Here is a 15,558-nt window from a genome sequence, read left to right on the forward strand (position 1 = left end):
CGCGTTGCGACCTGCCTTTTCGAGGCGGCTGCCTGGCATTACGCGGTTCGCCCGGTCTGCCGATACGGGCACAGCGCGACTTTCAATCCGCATGGCCTTTGGTGGCATTTTCATAAACGTATGTGGGACGATCGGCTCAAGCCTGCCCGTGAGCATTTCTGGTGCCGCAGCTGCAGCCTGCAGCACCGCAAACGGGTGCGCCCGGTCCGCCTGGAGCTGGTCCGTCAGAGCGCGGCCGACATCGAGCTTGCCTTTCCGCCAGAGCGTGAATGGAAGCGAGCGATAAGCCGGTTTCGCAGCTGAACCCCTTCTCCACCGCCGATGAGCACAAGCACCCTCTCGCCATCATGAGGCTATCGCCTGTGAAGACGGCAACACGGTGCGGCTGGACATTAGCGACCTGGTGCCCGAACATTGGTGCAAGACGGTCCTCCCGGCATCGATGCCGGGGCGGCGAGTTTGGCTGTGCAACGGGAGGCAAGGCGATGTGCAATCTTGTGACGCTGAAGACGTCGATCGCGGAAGTTGCCCAGACTTTTTTCGCCCGTATTGGCCGGAATACCAATGCCAGCCCCGGCGATGTCTATCCCGGGTATCAGGGATTCGTTATCCGGGAAGAGAACGAAGAGCGGTTGCTTGAGGCCATGACATGGGGCTTTCCGCGACATTCGGTAAACCGCAAGACGGGCAAGCCCAACAAGCCGAACCCGGTCAACAATGCGCGCGACGATAAGCTGATGTCAGCCCACGGCATGTGGAACAAGTGGTTCACGGACACGCAATACCGCTGCCTCATCCCGTTCACGGCCTTTGCCGAGGCCGAAGGCGAGACAGGACGGATGACCAAGTCCTGGATCAGCGTTGCCGATCAGCCGCTTGCAGCCTGGGCAGGTCTTTGGCGACCGAGCGACGAATGGGGCGACTGCTATACCGGTGTGATGGTCGATGCGACCAGGGAGCTCTGGCACATCCATGACAGGATGCCGGTGATCCTTGAGGCTGACGAGCATGATCGTTGGCTGCATGTGCCAGCAGAAGAAGCGATGGCGCTGCTGCGCCAGTATCCTGCTGACCGGCTGCGTGTCGATCAGACCAGCGAGCCCTGGTCGAGCCGCCGCACCGCCGACACGCCCCTGCTGCTCTGACCTGAAAGAGAGGTTGGCGACATGCCCCGCGACTGGCCCAGCCCCAATGACAAACCCGTGTCCCGCTGGGAATTCTGGATCCTTGCAGTCCTGACAGCAGCAGGTCCTGCAAGCCTGCTGTTATGGTTGTTCAGCTGAACGGGCAATGCCCTTTCCGGCATGCACCAGAGACCTGCCCCCTCCCCCAAGCCAGGCGCAAAACCTGCCCTGCTAGCCGCCCGGCCAGGCAAGCCATGCTGGCCCCTTTCCGGGGGCTGTGCAAAGGCCCTCACCTGCCCAAACCAGGCTGGAATGAACAGGACACGAGGACAGGTCATGACCGCCAGTCTGAAGGCAAAAGCACTCGGCCTCGATTTTGGTACGACGAACACCGTTGTAGGCCTAGGCGATGCAGATGGGGACATCCATTGCCCATGGCCTCGCCCTCATCGGCCTTGAGAATGATCCAACCCAATGGGCGGCGTAACAATGCGCGCTACTCTTGCCCGGAGCACGAGGCATGGAGCTGCCGCTGGAAGTGGAACAAGGGTTCGTACTCTGGTCGAGTTCGGGCGTCGGCTACCGACCAGGGTCAGTCGTTCACGAGAGCCATCTTGACCGTCCGCAATTGCCAAAACTAGCCATACCTTGCCGCAAGATGTCGCCTAACAAGCCTTATTGAAGGCTCGGTATACCTCGCGCGTGTATGCCGCGTAGAACTTGATAAACCGGATGAACAGACCAAGCGCTAGCACCCCAGCGCCGATCGCGAGGAACGCATCAGACTGTTCACCGGTACGCCACGCTAGGATCGTTAGGAGCGCGGCAGCTATCAGGTTGGCGAAGGACACGTTGCGGCAGAAGCCGTACTGATTGAGGAAGTTGTCCATCCTTGTGGCCGAATCTGCAATCGAGCGCGCGGGGGTAAAGGCGCACTGAAATGCGGCGTCCGCCTGAATGTTCGGTTCAGTAACATTCAGGGCTCGCGCCAGTTTAGTGACGATCGCCGCGCGATAATCTGCAGGAAAAGGTTCATACTCGCGAGCCCCGACGACGGTCCCGAAGCAATGCTCCCGAAACCGTTGAGGCTCCAGGCCAAGTATGACCGCTGACGGATCACGCAACACTCGCTTGGCGATCAAGTGCTCGAAGATGGCTGAAGAGGGAATTGCAACGATGTGGCCGACGAGGTACGCTATCGCCACCCAAAACACCGCTATGGCCACTTTCCAATCTGTATGGCTTGCGAGCGTTGAACCCATGAAAGTGCGGTCAGCCGCAGCTAGCACCACCATCCCTGAGGTGAGGTAAGCGTAGAACTCATAGCTGGTGAGCGGGAACCAGTCTTTCACAGGGTGTACTCGGTCTCAACCGTGAAACTGCCTACATATCCCTTAAAGGCAGACTGGCCCTCATCCGTGAGCTTCTTGTGCGAGTAGCCCTCTTCTGAGGCGTAGACGTGCACCTTGTCATTCACGAGATCAAAGGTGAGATCGCCCGCCTTGTTCTGCGTAAAAATATTGTAGCCGGTGTAGTAATTGAGGTGCCGCGACGGTGCCTCGCCGATGATGATGAACTGAGGGTCCAGCTTTTCCAACCAACTGTCCGGAATCTTCCCAGAGTCGCGACCATGGTGAGCCGCCACAACGACGGTGGTTTTTTGTAGATTAATCGAGTCGGTGATGTTCTCCATGAAGCCAGTTTCCAAGTCACCGAGCCACATGAAGCTGGCGCCACCATTCAAGCTGTAGCGGATAACAGCCGATGTGTTGTTGAAGCTCTCGCCCGCATCGCAACAAGCCAAAGCTTCCTTGAAGTGCTCATTTTCCGTATCCGGCCAAAGGATGTTGATACCGGCTGCACCTCGGCCGTCCCCTTCCTTGTTCATCCACTTCCGAGTGCAGCCCTTGAAGATGTGGAAGGCCTTATCGCCGTCCCGCAGCTTGCAGTAGCGTTTGAAGGATTCAGTCTCGGGGTCCTTTATTGCCTGGTTCTTGACGCAGTAGAAATTGACGATCGGCATCGCGTCATCGAGCCGTTCAATCCCCCCAAAGTGGTCCTGGTCCGGGTGCGTACAGATAAAGCGACTGATGCTCTTGCCAGCCGACTGCGCCTTCAAATCCTCGATGATCCGATCCGCATTCTCGTCATTGAGATTGCAGTCAATGATCGAGAAGTTGTCGCTGCCATGCCTAATGTAGAACATGTCGCCGTTCCCTACGGCAAAGCTCTTGATGACCGACACGAGAAGTCCTCTGGTTCGAGTGCGACTGGCAATGTAGCCCCCATTTCATCGAATTCAAAGCATTAGGAATGAATTGCAAATAGACCGGGCGTCAAGTTGAACTGAGACGGACGGAGCACATTAGGGCGAAAAGCTACCGTCCGACATAGCCGCAACGAAGGGCAGCAATCCGCAAGCTGCGCCCCAAAACTTTCCGTTCTCAAAATCGTCGAACTACCCGGACATAGGTCAGAGGGCTTGCTCGGCTCCAAGAATGACCGGCTTTGACGAAAGGGGACCCCACCCCGAACAACGGCGAATGGCCGCAGTGTCCCACGATCCGGCATTCGCATCCGGCAGCAGTCGACCCAGACCCAGTCGTTCTGATCTGCCACCACGAACGACTGCTCGTGTTAAGTGCCGCCGTATAGCCCCGGCTAAACAGACCGTCAGATTAACGCCCTTAGTCTAATCCGCAGACTACGTCGCGGTGATCCTGCCAGCCGCTATCGAGATTGGCGGGTGCAAAAAATCCATCTGAGGGCAAAATCTAATGCCTATCCGGCTCTTGCCAACGCCATCCATCTGCGCTGCCGATGGGCGTAAAACAGGCGAGCGAACAGAGCGACGAACGGGGTCAGCACTCCGGCATGGACGTCCACCCTATCCATGTAGCGCGTGCCACCACAATCTGCCGCGACGAAGATCCAGTGATCCCAGGTCTTCGCCATTAGTCCATGACCATTGTCCCTAAGCACCATCGGTCCTGCATCATCGGGAAATTCGATGCCGATGGTCTGCGGTCCGAGAGGCACGACGCCGAGCAGCCACAGCGTCGATTCGTGGTTTCCGGTCGTCCAGCGGTCGGGGAAACGTCCAGCCTTTGGCTTGAAGCGAACCCATGGCGCGGCGACATAGTCGAGCGTTTCAGATTTCTGCACCCGTTCCCACACCCAGTCCGGTGATCGCGGAAGTCGGCAGCTCAACTCTATGCGCATCCGCGTTCCTCCACTTGCAGCCCATGGCCCGTTCGTCTTGGGTTTCTTCTAATGTCAGTGTCAGGTCCCATAGGCTGGTGCTCCATCGGCACTGCTGGGCGATTCGGCTTCGCGCCGCTTCTGACCGAACCGCGCATAAAGCGTCGGCAGCACAAACAGCGTTAGCAGTGTTGCAGAGATCAGCCCGCCGATTACCACGGTCGCGAGTGGCTTTTGCACCTCGGCACCTGCGCCATTGCCCAGCGCCATAGGCACGAAGCCCAGCGATGCCACCAATGCAGTCATCGCCACCGGACGCAGGCGCGCGAGTGCCCCCTCGCGTGCCGCTGCTGCCCGGTCCAGCCCTCGTCGCATCAGGTCCTGAATGGCCGAAAGCATGACAAGACCGTTTAGGACCGCCACACCCGACAGCGCAATGAAACCGACAGCAGCGGAGATCGAGAACGGCATTTCGCGCAGCACCAGCGCAAGAATGCCTCCGACCAGCGCCAGCGGCACGCCGGTGAACACGATGAGCGCGTCGCGCACCGACCCAAGCGCCCCGTAGAGCAGCAGCATGATCACGGCGAAGCAGATCGGGACTACGACCATCAGACGGTCCCTGGCCGAGGCCAGATTCTCGAACTGACCGCCCCATTCCAGATACGTTCCCGGCGGCAGCTCGACCGAGGACGAGACCGCCGCCTGAGCCTCCGCGACAACGCTGGCGACATCGCGCCCACGGACATTCGCCTGAACGACGACGCGGCGCTTGCCATTCTCGCGACTGATCTGGTTCGGACCGTCGATCACGGAAACATCGGCCACGGTCGATAGCGGAACGAAACCACCGTCGGGTGTCGGCACTGGCACCTGTGCGATGCTGGTCAGGTCTGACCGTGCTGCTTCTGGCAGGCGGATGACGACCGGGAACCTCCGGTCGCCCTCGAAGATCATGCCGGCTTCGCGCCCACCGATCGCTGCTGCGACCGTGTCCTGAACATCGCCTGCGGTCAGCCCCAGCCGCGACATTGCTGTTCGGTTAGGGCGGATGTCGAGCATGGGCAGACCCTCGGTCTGTTCGACACGGATGTCGGTCGCGCCTTCGGTTCGTCGCAGCACCCCCGCAATGGCTTCGGCGGTCGCGTTCATCTGCGCAAAGTCGTCCCCGAATATCTTGACGGCTACATCGCCGCGCACCCCCGCGATCAATTCGTTGAAGCGCATCTGGATGGGCTGGGTGATTTCGTAGTTGTTGCCGGGCAGCGTAGCGAGCCGCTGCTCCAGTCGCTCGACAAACTCGGCCTTGGCGAGCCCTGGATCGGGCCATTGGTCGCGCGGCTTCATGATGACGAAGGTGTCGGTGACATTGGGCGGCATGGGATCGGATGCGATCTCGGACGTTCCGGTCCGGGAGAAAGCAAATGCAACCTCGGGCTCTTTCGTAATCGCATTCTCGACCATGAAGTGCATCGCTTGTGCCTGATCGACCGAAATGCCGGGAATGCGGATCGCTTGGACCATGACGTTGCCTTCGTCGAGCTGCGGCAGGAACTCCTGACCCAGCGTCGTGAACGCGACGCCCGACAATGCCAGTGCACCAACTGCAAGACCCAGTGTTGCACTCGGACGGCGCATGGCGGTGTCGAGACCCGGCTCATAGCGGCGACGCAGCCATGAGACGATCCGGCCTTCCTTCTCCTCGATCCGCCCCGACAGCCAGATCGCAATCGCCGCTGGAACGAAGGTGACCGAAAGGACGAAGGCGAACACGAGCGCGATGATGACGGTGAGCGCCATCGGCTCGAACATCTTGCCCTCCACTCCAGTGAAAGTAAGCAGCGGCGCATAAACGAGGATGATGATCGTCTGGCCATAAACCGACGGCCGGATCATCTCGCGGGCCGAGGCCGCGACGATGGCCAGCCGGTCTTTTAGCGGAAGGACCCCCTCTCGGCCATGCTGCGCCTCGCCCAGCCGCCGCAGCGCATTCTCGACAATGATCACAGCGCCATCGACGATCAGGCCGAAGTCGAGCGCGCCAAGGCTCATGAGGTTGACGGAGACCCCTGCCTGTAGCATGCCGATGCTGGTCAGCAGCATGGTGATCGGGATGACCATCGCGGCGATTAGCGCAGCGCGAAAATTGCCCAGCAACACGAACAGGACCGCGATCACAAGCAGAGCGCCTTCGGCAAGATTGGTGGCGACGGTGGTGATGGTCGCATTTACCAGATCGGTGCGGTTGAGCACCGGCTTGACTACCACATCGACTGGCAGCGATGGTCCCATCTGGTCGAGCCGCTCGGCCACGCCGGTCGATACCGTGCGGCTGTTCTCCCCGATCCGCATTACCGCCGTTCCGATCACGACCTCACGGCCGTTTTCCGAAGCCGAACCCATCCTGAGACCCTGACCGCTCCGCACGCTTGCCACCTGGCTGAGGACGATCGGCACGCCCTCGCGCGTCGCGATGACGGTGCGGGCAAGTTCATCGACATTTCGAACGCGACCATCGGCGCGGACAGACAGCCCCTCGCCATTGCGATTGACGACCCCGGCACCGGCGCTGGTGTTGTTGCGTTCCAGTGCGCCTGCAAGGTCCTCAAGCGTGATCTGCATCGCTGCCATGCGCTGCACGTCGGGAACGACCAGATATTCCTTGGCATAGCCGCCCAGCGAATCGATCCCTGCCAGCCCTGCGGTGCCCTTGAGCTGGGGCGAGACGATCCAGTCCTGCACCGTCCGCAGATAGGTGGCGCGGTCAGCAGCGCTGACGAGGTGATCGCCCTCCGGCATGATGTAACTACCATCGGGTTGCAGGCCCGGCTCTCCGCTCTTGTGGTTGACGCTGTCGAGCTCGCGATACTCGACCGTCCACATGAAGATGTCGCCAAGCCCGGTGGCGATCGGCCCCATTTCCGGGTTCACGCCTTCCGGCAGCGCTTCCTCGGCCATGCGCAACCGTTCGGCGACCTGCGTCCTGGCGAAGTAGATGTCCGTGCCTTCGTCGAACACGGCGGTCACCTGGGCAAAGCCGTTGCGGCTGAGCGAGCGGGTGTATTCAAGGCCCGGCGTGCCAGCCAGCGCCGTCTCGATAGTGAAGGCGACCTGTTTTTCAATCTGGTCCGGCGATAGCGCAGGCGCGACCACGTTGATCTGCACCTGGTTGTTGGTGATGTCGGGAACGGCGTCGATTGGCAGGCGCTGAAGCGCCAACACTCCGACGATGGCGGTAATGGCGGTGAACAGCAGGACAAGCCAGCGCCGTTCGACCGAGAAGGTTACGATCCGTGCGCTCATGGCTTAATCCTCATGGCTCGCTTCACCCTTACCGAGTTCGGCCTTCAGGATGAAGCTGTTGGTCGAAGCAATGCGCTCACTGCCCGTAAGGCCAGCCGTCACGATCACCTGACCACCATTGCGCCGCCCCAGCGTGACCGGAACCGCCCTGAACCCTGCTGCCATCCGCACAAACACATGCGGCTTGTCCTCGATCATCTGCACCGCCGTTGAAGGCACCGCGACGGTGCGATCTCCGGTGGCTGGCATGATGACGGAGGCATTTACGGTCTCTCCAACCCGCCAGTTGCCACCTCGATTGTCGAGTGCAGCGATGACCGGCACCAGCCGCGTCGTCTCGTCGAGCACAGGCGAGACGAACGTCACGCGCCCTTCCTGCCGCCGACCGGGCGCGGTAACTTCCACTTGCGCGCCTAGTCGAACGCGGCCTGCGTCGGCGGGCAGCAGCGACAGGGTGATCGCGACCGTGCCCAAATTGGCGACGCGAAACAGCTCGGTATCAGCTGCAACCGTCTGGCCCAATGTCGCCGACCGGCCGATCACTTGGCCAGAGATCGGCGCTCTCACGGTGATGCGATTGAGCGCGCCGCCGCCACCTCCTGTAGCGGATAGTTGGGCCTGGGCCTGACGTAAGGCGATGGTCGCTTCAGTCGCAGCAGTGCGGGCAGCGATCAGGTCCTGCTCGGGCGACACCTGCTCGGCGAACAGCCGCTCCTCCCGGCGAAGGCTTGACTGGGCGAGCGCCAGGCGGGCCCGTGCGGCCTCGATGTTGCCCGCCAACATGGCTGCCTCGCGACTTTCGATGACCGCGAGCACGTCGCCGCGTGATACCGATTGGCCCAAGTTCTTGGTGAGCGATACCAGGCGCCCGCCAATCGCAGCCGATGCGACTTGCACCGCCTGCGCATCACCCTCGATCGTTGCACTCACCTCGACTGCGCCAGCGACACCGCCCACGGTAGGGCGGACGACCTCGATGCCTGCATCGGCAATCTGCTGTTGCGAGAGGGCAATAGCACCTTTGGCTTCGTGGCCCTCCTCGTCGGCATGGTCGCTGGCGGCTTCCTCTGCCGGGGGAGCCTCGGACCCGCAGGCTACGATAGAAAGAATCAGAGCAATGGGGGCGACGCCCCGCAATAGGGACATTGTCATGGGCGATCTTCCGGGTTGGATGGCGCGCGGGCGGTAAGCCGCTCCAGGCGGGCCTGTGCATCGTGATAGGCGACCAGTGCATCGATGGCGCTGGCCTTGGTCTGTGCGAGGGTGCGTTCGGCTTCCAGAAGATCGAGCTGACCGAACTTGCCCTCCCGATAGCCAATCCGGGCGATCCGCGCGGCCTCCTGGGCAGCGGCAAGCGCCGGACCTGCCGCGGCGCGCGCATTGGCGGCCGCATTGGCAACTTCGGTCTGTGCCGATGCAATCGCCGCTTGTGCATCCAGCAGGGCGACGCGGCGCAACGCGAGGGTCTGGTCCTGCTGAGCGCGTGCGACATCGAGATTGGCGCGCCCGCTGTTGAACACCGGCAGCGGGATGCTGACGCCGAACACGGCGGCGACGTCATTGGATGCTTCCAGTCGCCGGGCGGAAGCACTCAATGTGAGGTCGGGCACCCGCTGGCTTCGCGCCAGGCCGACCTGTGCATTTGCGGTGCTTACCTCAGCTTCGGCAAGGGCAAGGGCAAGCGTGCCGTCTGCGCCATCGGTCAGTTGCGGGCCGAACGCCTGGATCGTGTCGAGCCAAGCGCGATCAAGCGCGCCGGGCACCATGCCGATCAGTCGCCCGAGATTGGCCTGCGCGAGCGCCGCCATCCGTTCGGCCTGTCCCAGTGCGGTCTCGGCGTTGATCCGCACGACATCGGCGCGCTGCTCTTCCAGTGGCGATGCACGACCGGCGCGCACCCTGGCGTTCGCGACCCTAAGGCTTTCCAGCGCAATATCGCGCTGCTCCATGGTGACAGCGAGCCGCCGATCGGCAGCAGTGGCCTCGATGTAGGCTTGCGTCACCCTGAGGCGCAGGTCTGCCAATGCAACGGTGTTGGCCAATCTCGCCTGGTTGGTTTGCGCTTCCGCCAGCCCGATCCGCGCCCTGCGCTTGCCGCCAAGCTCCAATGGCATCGACAGACCGGCGGTCGTTTCCGCAGAGGCGACGCCGTTGAATTGACCCGAGCCGAGGATGTTCTCTGTCTCGACCGCTACCGACGGGTTGGGGCGCAGGCCGGCGACCCGGCGCTGGGCTTCTGCGGCTCGGATGCCTGCGGATGCTGCCTCCAGACCGGGTGCCGCGCCGGTTGCAAGCTCGATCGCCTTATCGAGCGTCAAAGGCTCGTTCGCAATTTGGAACGTGGACGGTGGACTGGTCTGCGCCTGCGCGACCGACGCGCAAAACGTGGCAGCCAGCATGGCCGCGACTATTCGATGCATGAAATAGCTCCTGACGATGGACAACATTGCCGACGCGCTTGCGCGGGGCACGAGGGTCAGGTCAGGTGTTCGGCGGTCTCAGTGCGGCATCGGGTTGCGCAAGCGGCACCATTGCCAGCTTTAATCCCGACAGCCGATTGCGAGATGGGACAGAACTCACGGACAAAGTGTCATCGATCGGAGCGGCGACATGATGTCCATGGCATCCGCCGTGCTGGTGCAGCACACCATCGCCGGTGTCGCCGGAAGGGTCCGCATCGCCATCATGATCGAGGCTTGCACCAGAGGCTTCAATATCGGGCAGGCAAATCGTCTCGCTGGCATGTGCAGCAGCGCCCATCCCCATGGAGATCATCAGCAAGACGCCGAGCAAAAGGCCCAGAACGCGGTTCACCTGCGCGGTCATAGCATCCCAGCAAGCCATTGTCGCGATCATTGGTGAGCCTGCTCGATAACGTTGCGCAGGTCTTGTGGCACCGGCATCGGCTCAAAAGCACTGACACGCGCCCTCCCGGTGTTGCCGACCGGGATGCGCCTGGTCAGCGCCCCGATGGGCGCAAGGACGATGCGCACCAACTGCCCGATGACCTCCACCGGATCACGGGTTCGGACCGCATAGCCAAGCATTACCCAATGCGACTGCACATGAAGCGTCAGCACCAATTGTGAGAGGATATGCGCGCGTTCAAGCGCCCGCCACGCAGCTGCGGTATCGCCAGCTTCGGCAGCCGCGCGATAGCATGCAAGTTCATGCTCGAAAGCATAGTTCAGAGCGGGGCGTCCGTGTTGGTTCATCATGCCGCCTCCACGACGTCTTTGACGGCAGGACCCGGTGCGGCAAGCTCGCGGCGTGCCTGGCGGATGATCTGCACGCCACCCGAAATGCCCAGCACCGCCATGCAGCCTGCAACGATAAGATCAGGCCAGGCGGTGCCGGTGCCGAACACCCCGGCTGCGGCCAAAACGACGGCGACGTTGCCGATCGCATCGTTGCGAGAGCAGATCCAGACCGATCGCATGTTCGCATCGCCGGTGCGGAAGCGATAGAGCATCACCGCAACCGAAGTGTTGGCGATGAGCGCGGCCACGCCGACAATACCCATCATTTCGGCATTGGGCGTCTGTCCATTCCAGATGGCCCAGACGGTTGCTGCCAGAATATAGGTTCCCAGAAAGGCCAGGCTGATGCCCTTGACCAGCGCTGCGCGTGCGCGCCAGGCGAGAGCCATGCCCGCGACCCCAAGGCTGATGGCGTAATTGGCGGCATCGCCCAGAAAGTCGAGCGCATCGGCCTGAAGCGCGCGCGAGCCGCCGGCCACACCGGCAGCCATCTCTGCGACAAACATGCCGGCATTCACGGCAAGCGCGATCCACAACACGCGGCGCCATGCCGGAGAATTAAGGTCGGGCTGCCCCGAATCACAACTGTCGCAAGCCATATTCCACCTCGAACGAATCGATCTGGAACCCTATATGCACCCTGTAGCAACTACAGACTCAAGGACTTTTTGCATGGCAAATCTCACGATCGGCAAGCTGTCCGAGGCCACCGGTGTCAAGGTCGAAACGATCCGCTATTATGAGCGCGCCGGGCTGATCGCGCCGCCGGGCAGAACCAGTGGCAATTATCGGGCCTATGGCACTGCGGACCTGGCGCGCCTGCGGTTCATTAGGCGCACCCGCGATCTGGGCTTCACGCTCGAAGAAGTGCGCGCCATGCTAAACCTCGCTGCGCAGCACGACCAGTCCTGCGGCACGATCGATGCGATCGCCGCAGAGCATCTGAGGGAAGTCGATCGCAAGATTGCCGATCTTCAGGGGCTGAGACGAGAGTTGTCCACGATTATCGCCAGCTGCGCTGGCGGCTCGATAGACGACTGCCGCATTCTTGAAGCGTTCGGCGAGCATGAATAGCGATTCAGAGCTTGCGCGAAGAGTGGCCGGGGTTGACCTTGGGATGCCTGAACCCAGCACGTTAAGCAGCTCATAGCTGAAAGCAGCAGATGTCTGCTTCAGCTAAAAGCCGTCATCCAAGCGGCAATCCGGAAATGTCCGCAAAGTCCCAGACCCGGCTACTTAGCCCGATTGGCAGCGATGTCCGCTTTCAGGTAATCGGCAAGCAAGCCGTAATGACTGAAATTAGGGCGCAAAGCCGAGATAGTTGAACCAGATATGACGCGACAATTGAAGAATGTCAGATGCCTCGGCAGCCTGCTTCGAGCTGCTCAATTCGCTCCGAGCAGATGGCATGCACCGCGCGCCCCAGCTCCTCAACACAACCGCCGAGCCAGATCAGCTCCTCTTCCGTGATGCGGTAGTGCTTCGAATAGCGCGCCTTCACATAAGCCTCCTTGAGCTTCTCGAACCGCGCGCGATCGGCGCGGGTGTCGCGCGGCCAAGCATCGACCAGACGCATGTCGATGCGCTCTGCCTGGGTTCTTAGAAAACCAAGATTGTGGACATGGGGCGTGTAGAAGGTCGTCACCAGCAAAACGCAATGATAGAGAAATTCGGTCGTTTGATGCAGATCGAATGCTGCGGGTTTCAGAAAGCCTTTCTGAAGCGCAGTATTGGCCAAATCAAACCGTTGCATGGCAACCGGAAACCACTCATCGAAATACTCCCTCGCCATAGCCAGCGCCTGCTCGGGCGTCTTGGGCTTGGGGATATGCAGCGCCGGGCCATCCGCCTCGTGCAAGGCAATGCCGTCCTTCGCCACATCCATGAAGAAATACCGCCCATGCGCGAGCCCGTCGTTCACCTCCTGAAGCGTGTGGACGATGAAGTTCACCGGCGTATGCAAGGTCCGATCGATTGCAAGCTCACGGATCAGCCGATCCTCGAGCTTCAGCCAGTAATCGACCCGCTCGGTCAGCCGCTTGTCGTTGACGATGATCAGCAGATCGAAATCCGAACGATAGCCCTTGGCGGTATGCGGCTCATCGACCCAGCCACCGCGCGCATAGCTGCCATACAGGATCAGCTTCTCGATCCGACCCTTCTTCTTCCATTGGTGGGTGGCCAGCGCCAGTGCATCTTCGAACTCTTCGAAAATGATCTGCTTCACGCGCTCAAGCTCGCGCTGCTTGTTGGCTGGAAGGTGGTCTAGATCGGTTCGCATGGTCACCTCACTGTGTAAGTCTGGCTGCATAATGGCAAGCAAAGTCAGGAGGAAAGCCGACCATCACGTTGGCGGTGGAACCCTAAAATCCCAGACAGGGATGTTGAACGCCCGGGCCTTGTCGACGAGATTGTCCTGAATGCCCGTGCCGGAGAACACGACCAGTCCGACGGGCATGGCCTCGATCATGCGGTCGTTGCGCTTGAAGGGCGCTGCCTTCCTGTGCCGGTTCCAATCGGGCCGGAACGCGACCTGCGGCACGCTGCGGGTTTCGGCCCAGCAGGCAGCAGCGCGTTCGGCGCCGGTCGGCGTTGCCCCGTGGAGCAGGACCATGTCAGGATGGCGCGCATGAATGCGATCCAGTGCAGCCCAGATGTGCTGGTGATCGTTGCACGAAGGCCCTCCGCTGAATGCGACCCGGGTGCCCTGGGGCAGCAGGGCATTCGCTTTCTCACGCAGGCGCTTGTCCATAAAGTCGCGACTGTCGATCATCGATGCAGTGAGCGTGCGGTGATTGATGCGTGAGCCAGTACGCGGTGTCCAGGCCTTGCGCATATGGGTCCGAAACTGCTCGGCGGCGGTATCGCGAAAGAATTCCATGGTATCGCGGCGCTCGATCATGCTGATGCCTTCGGCGATCGTGCGCTCAAGTTCAACCGAGCGGACCTCGCTACCATCCTGTTCACGCTGGAGGGTGCGCTGGTCCTGTTCATTGCGATCAAGTTCGATCTCGACCCGCTCAGCGGCGCGATGGAAGATATTGACGAGGTTCCACAGCAGGTTTTCGAGGTCGGGTTCGATCCGGGTGTCGATCAGGCTGGCGATGAGGCCATCGAACATGTCGGCGACGGCCCCGCTGGCGAGACGTTCGTCGGGCAGTGGCCTGGGATCGGGTTCATCCTCGAAGGGGCGATAGCCGTAAAGTTGCATTTCCTGGAGGAGCTGGGCGCTTGCCCCGGTCTGGGTGGCATCATCGCCTTCAAGGTCAGGATCGTGTGTCATGTCAAATAGTCCCGCTTGGTCAAAGCCGCGCCTCTCGCGGCCTTCGCAGCGACAAACCGCGACATCGGGGTGCGGACATGCACCGGCGCGCACCGCGCGCAGGCCGGAGCGCAGCGGAGGATGGCAGGGGACAGGCTATTTTGGCTCGCGATGCAAAGGGGCGCATGCCCCGGCGGAAAATAGCCTGGCCACGCCATTGCGTGTCTGCACCCTGTGGCGCAGTCGCCCCGAGCGAAGGCCAAAGGCGCAGCGTCGCTCCATATGCGGGTCTGTGTCGTCAGACCGATCGGTGCCGACGGTGCAAGCACCCCGCCTGGGTTAGCGGGCACAATTCAGCGGGATTGCAGATACTTCGCGACATCGGAGGTCTCGAGCATCGTCCCCAGTCTTGCCGTCAATGCGTCCAGACCGATGGCCATAAGATCGCTGTTGAAATCATCGCTCTGAGGCAACAGTGCAATCGCCTCGATATCTTGTTCATCTGCGCGACCAGCAAGCCTCACAAAGGCCCCCTCCCCTGCGGGATCGTTGTCGCAGGCGACATACAGCCGTTTGAGCCCAGCAGGAAATTCGAGGGCAGCAAGGTGCGCGGCGGACAATGCCGCGATCATAGGCATGCCGGGCATCGCCAGGCGAAGCGAGAGCATGGTCTCGATCCCCTCGCCCGCTACCATGACCGGACCTGCGTTACCGAAACGGACGCCATGCCCGAGCAAATGGCCCATGGCACGTCGCGGCGTTGCGACCGGTGCCTTGCTTGTCATGTTCGGGTGCAACCAGGTGCGATGGACACCGGTGACGGCACCGTCATCATCTGTGACGGCAGCGATCAGCGCGGGCCAGGCAGTGAGGACGTCGGGCGCATCGTCCGCACCGGGTTTGTAGAAGCAGCGGGCATGAAAACGCAGCCATCTGCATAGGGAGAGGTCGGTAATGCCACGTCCCGCCAGATAGGTAGCAGCAAGACTTCCCTCGATGGGCAGCGATCTGGCCCAAAGCTGCTGCGCAGCCTCAGGCGTACCGGCATTTGCTCTGGCGCGCCTGGTCCTGCCCGACGGATGCCCGGGTTTCAGCGGCAAGCTCAGAAATCGCCGCGCTTCCACTAGCGTGTCGCTGAACACCGCATGCCCGCACGAAGCAGCGATGATATCGAGCAAGTCGCCATGCTCGCCGCTCGCGGCATCGGTCCATTTGCCTGCCGACCCGCGACCTTCGCCGTGCCCTGTGAGCCGGACATAGAGACTGCGGCCAGGCGTATTGCGGACATCTCCGACCATCCAATAATGCCCTTCGCGGCGACCGTTGGACAGATAATGGCGGCACACCGCCTCGGCATTCTCTGCCAAACGACGCGCGATTTCGGATGGGGAATCGATCATGCGGGGCT

At 61.4% G+C, this 15,558-nt stretch carries 14 protein-coding genes; 2 read left to right on the plus strand and 12 right to left on the minus strand.

Going from position 1 to position 15,558, the window contains the following annotated elements:
* Positions 1 to 269 precede the first annotated feature (269 nt).
* Positions 270 to 1,145 carry an SOS response-associated peptidase gene (locus tag BSY18_RS00570; protein WP_236823329.1) on the plus strand — a complete coding sequence of 292 codons (876 nt, stop codon included), beginning with the start codon at positions 270 to 272 and terminating at the stop codon, positions 1,143 to 1,145.
* A 644-nt stretch (positions 1,146 to 1,789) separates the two neighbouring features.
* On the opposite strand, the gene BSY18_RS00575 is transcribed toward BSY18_RS00570, so the two are convergent.
* The 9 genes from BSY18_RS00575 to BSY18_RS00615 all read right to left on the minus strand — a co-directional run bounded on the left by BSY18_RS00575 (position 1,790) and on the right by BSY18_RS00615 (position 11,487).
* Complete coding sequence (locus BSY18_RS00575) at positions 1,790 to 2,476, minus strand: hypothetical protein (protein ID WP_069049279.1); 687 nt, start codon at positions 2,474 to 2,476, stop codon at positions 1,790 to 1,792.
* Positions 2,473 to 3,369, minus strand: coding sequence for a hypothetical protein (locus BSY18_RS00580; RefSeq protein ID WP_069049280.1), 897 nt, complete (start codon positions 3,367 to 3,369; stop codon positions 2,473 to 2,475). The genes BSY18_RS00575 and BSY18_RS00580 overlap by 4 nt, the downstream gene beginning before the upstream one ends.
* A 536-nt stretch (positions 3,370 to 3,905) precedes the next feature.
* Complete coding sequence (locus BSY18_RS00585) at positions 3,906 to 4,346, minus strand: hypothetical protein (protein ID WP_069049281.1); 441 nt, start codon at positions 4,344 to 4,346, stop codon at positions 3,906 to 3,908.
* Positions 4,347 to 4,406: 60 nt separating this feature from the next.
* Positions 4,407 to 7,628 carry an efflux RND transporter permease subunit gene (locus tag BSY18_RS00590; RefSeq protein WP_069049282.1) on the minus strand — a complete coding sequence of 1,074 codons (3,222 nt, stop codon included), beginning with the start codon at positions 7,626 to 7,628 and terminating at the stop codon, positions 4,407 to 4,409.
* 3 nt (positions 7,629 to 7,631) lie between these two features.
* A complete protein-coding gene (locus BSY18_RS00595) occupies positions 7,632 to 8,780 on the minus strand; it encodes an efflux RND transporter periplasmic adaptor subunit (protein WP_069049283.1) in 1,149 nt (382 codons plus the stop codon).
* Positions 8,777 to 10,048: a TolC family protein gene (locus BSY18_RS00600; protein WP_069049284.1), complete on the minus strand. Its 1,272-nt coding sequence runs from the start codon at positions 10,046 to 10,048 to the stop codon at positions 8,777 to 8,779. The genes BSY18_RS00595 and BSY18_RS00600 overlap by 4 nt, the downstream gene beginning before the upstream one ends.
* Positions 10,049 to 10,109: 61 nt before the next feature.
* Positions 10,110 to 10,454, minus strand: a complete 345-nt coding sequence (locus tag BSY18_RS00605) for a hypothetical protein (protein WP_069049285.1) — start codon at positions 10,452 to 10,454, stop codon at positions 10,110 to 10,112.
* 26 nt (positions 10,455 to 10,480) lie between these two features.
* Positions 10,481 to 10,846 (minus strand): DUF3703 domain-containing protein, encoded by a 366-nt coding sequence (locus BSY18_RS00610; RefSeq protein WP_083231230.1) that lies wholly within the window; start codon positions 10,844 to 10,846, stop codon positions 10,481 to 10,483.
* Positions 10,843 to 11,487, minus strand: coding sequence for a cation transporter (locus BSY18_RS00615; RefSeq protein ID WP_069049287.1), 645 nt, complete (start codon positions 11,485 to 11,487; stop codon positions 10,843 to 10,845). Before BSY18_RS00615 ends, BSY18_RS00610 begins: the two co-directional genes overlap by 4 nt.
* Before the next feature lie 73 nt (positions 11,488 to 11,560).
* Between BSY18_RS00615 and BSY18_RS00620 the strand changes: the two genes are divergently transcribed.
* Entirely contained in the window at positions 11,561 to 11,962 is a 402-nt protein-coding gene (locus BSY18_RS00620) for a MerR family transcriptional regulator (protein ID WP_069049288.1), read from the plus strand.
* Between the two features lie 280 nt (positions 11,963 to 12,242).
* On the opposite strand, the gene BSY18_RS00625 is transcribed toward BSY18_RS00620, so the two are convergent.
* The 3 genes from BSY18_RS00625 to BSY18_RS00635 all read right to left on the minus strand — a co-directional run bounded on the left by BSY18_RS00625 (position 12,243) and on the right by BSY18_RS00635 (position 15,550).
* The gene (locus tag BSY18_RS00625) at positions 12,243 to 13,169 is read right to left on the minus strand and encodes a HEPN domain-containing protein (protein ID WP_069049289.1); all 927 of its coding nucleotides are present in this window, start codon (positions 13,167 to 13,169) and stop codon (positions 12,243 to 12,245) included.
* Between the two features lie 63 nt (positions 13,170 to 13,232).
* On the minus strand, positions 13,233 to 14,171 hold the full coding sequence (locus BSY18_RS00630; protein WP_069049290.1) for a DUF2493 domain-containing protein: 939 nt from the start codon (positions 14,169 to 14,171) through the stop codon (positions 13,233 to 13,235).
* Between the two features lie 332 nt (positions 14,172 to 14,503).
* Entirely contained in the window at positions 14,504 to 15,550 is a 1,047-nt protein-coding gene (locus tag BSY18_RS00635) for a DUF7146 domain-containing protein (protein ID WP_069049291.1), read from the minus strand.
* Between the last annotated feature and the right edge of the window lie 8 nt (positions 15,551 to 15,558).

It is taken from the genome of Blastomonas sp. RAC04 (assembly GCF_001713435.1).
Classification (GTDB): Bacteria; Pseudomonadota; Alphaproteobacteria; order Sphingomonadales; family Sphingomonadaceae; genus Blastomonas; species Blastomonas fulva.

Bases quoted from the DNA above. Each gene is read 5' to 3' on its own strand.
- BSY18_RS00570 (WP_236823329.1), top strand. From the start codon at position 270: ATGGAAGCGAGCGATAAGCCGGTTTCGCAGCTGAACCCCTTCTCCACC.
- BSY18_RS00585 (WP_069049281.1), bottom strand. From the start codon at position 4,346: ATGCGCATAGAGTTGAGCTGCCGACTTCCGCGATCACCGGACTGGGTG.
- BSY18_RS00590 (WP_069049282.1), bottom strand. From the start codon at position 7,628: ATGAGCGCACGGATCGTAACCTTCTCGGTCGAACGGCGCTGGCTTGTC.
- BSY18_RS00595 (WP_069049283.1), bottom strand. From the start codon at position 8,780: ATGACAATGTCCCTATTGCGGGGCGTCGCCCCCATTGCTCTGATTCTT.
- BSY18_RS00600 (WP_069049284.1), bottom strand. From the start codon at position 10,048: ATGCATCGAATAGTCGCGGCCATGCTGGCTGCCACGTTTTGCGCGTCG.
- BSY18_RS00605 (WP_069049285.1), bottom strand. From the start codon at position 10,454: ATGACCGCGCAGGTGAACCGCGTTCTGGGCCTTTTGCTCGGCGTCTTG.
- BSY18_RS00610 (WP_083231230.1), bottom strand. From the start codon at position 10,846: ATGATGAACCAACACGGACGCCCCGCTCTGAACTATGCTTTCGAGCAT.
- BSY18_RS00615 (WP_069049287.1), bottom strand. From the start codon at position 11,487: ATGGCTTGCGACAGTTGTGATTCGGGGCAGCCCGACCTTAATTCTCCG.
- BSY18_RS00620 (WP_069049288.1), top strand. From the start codon at position 11,561: ATGGCAAATCTCACGATCGGCAAGCTGTCCGAGGCCACCGGTGTCAAG.
- BSY18_RS00625 (WP_069049289.1), bottom strand. From the start codon at position 13,169: ATGCGAACCGATCTAGACCACCTTCCAGCCAACAAGCAGCGCGAGCTT.
- BSY18_RS00630 (WP_069049290.1), bottom strand. From the start codon at position 14,171: ATGACACACGATCCTGACCTTGAAGGCGATGATGCCACCCAGACCGGG.
- BSY18_RS00635 (WP_069049291.1), bottom strand. From the start codon at position 15,550: ATGATCGATTCCCCATCCGAAATCGCGCGTCGTTTGGCAGAGAATGCC.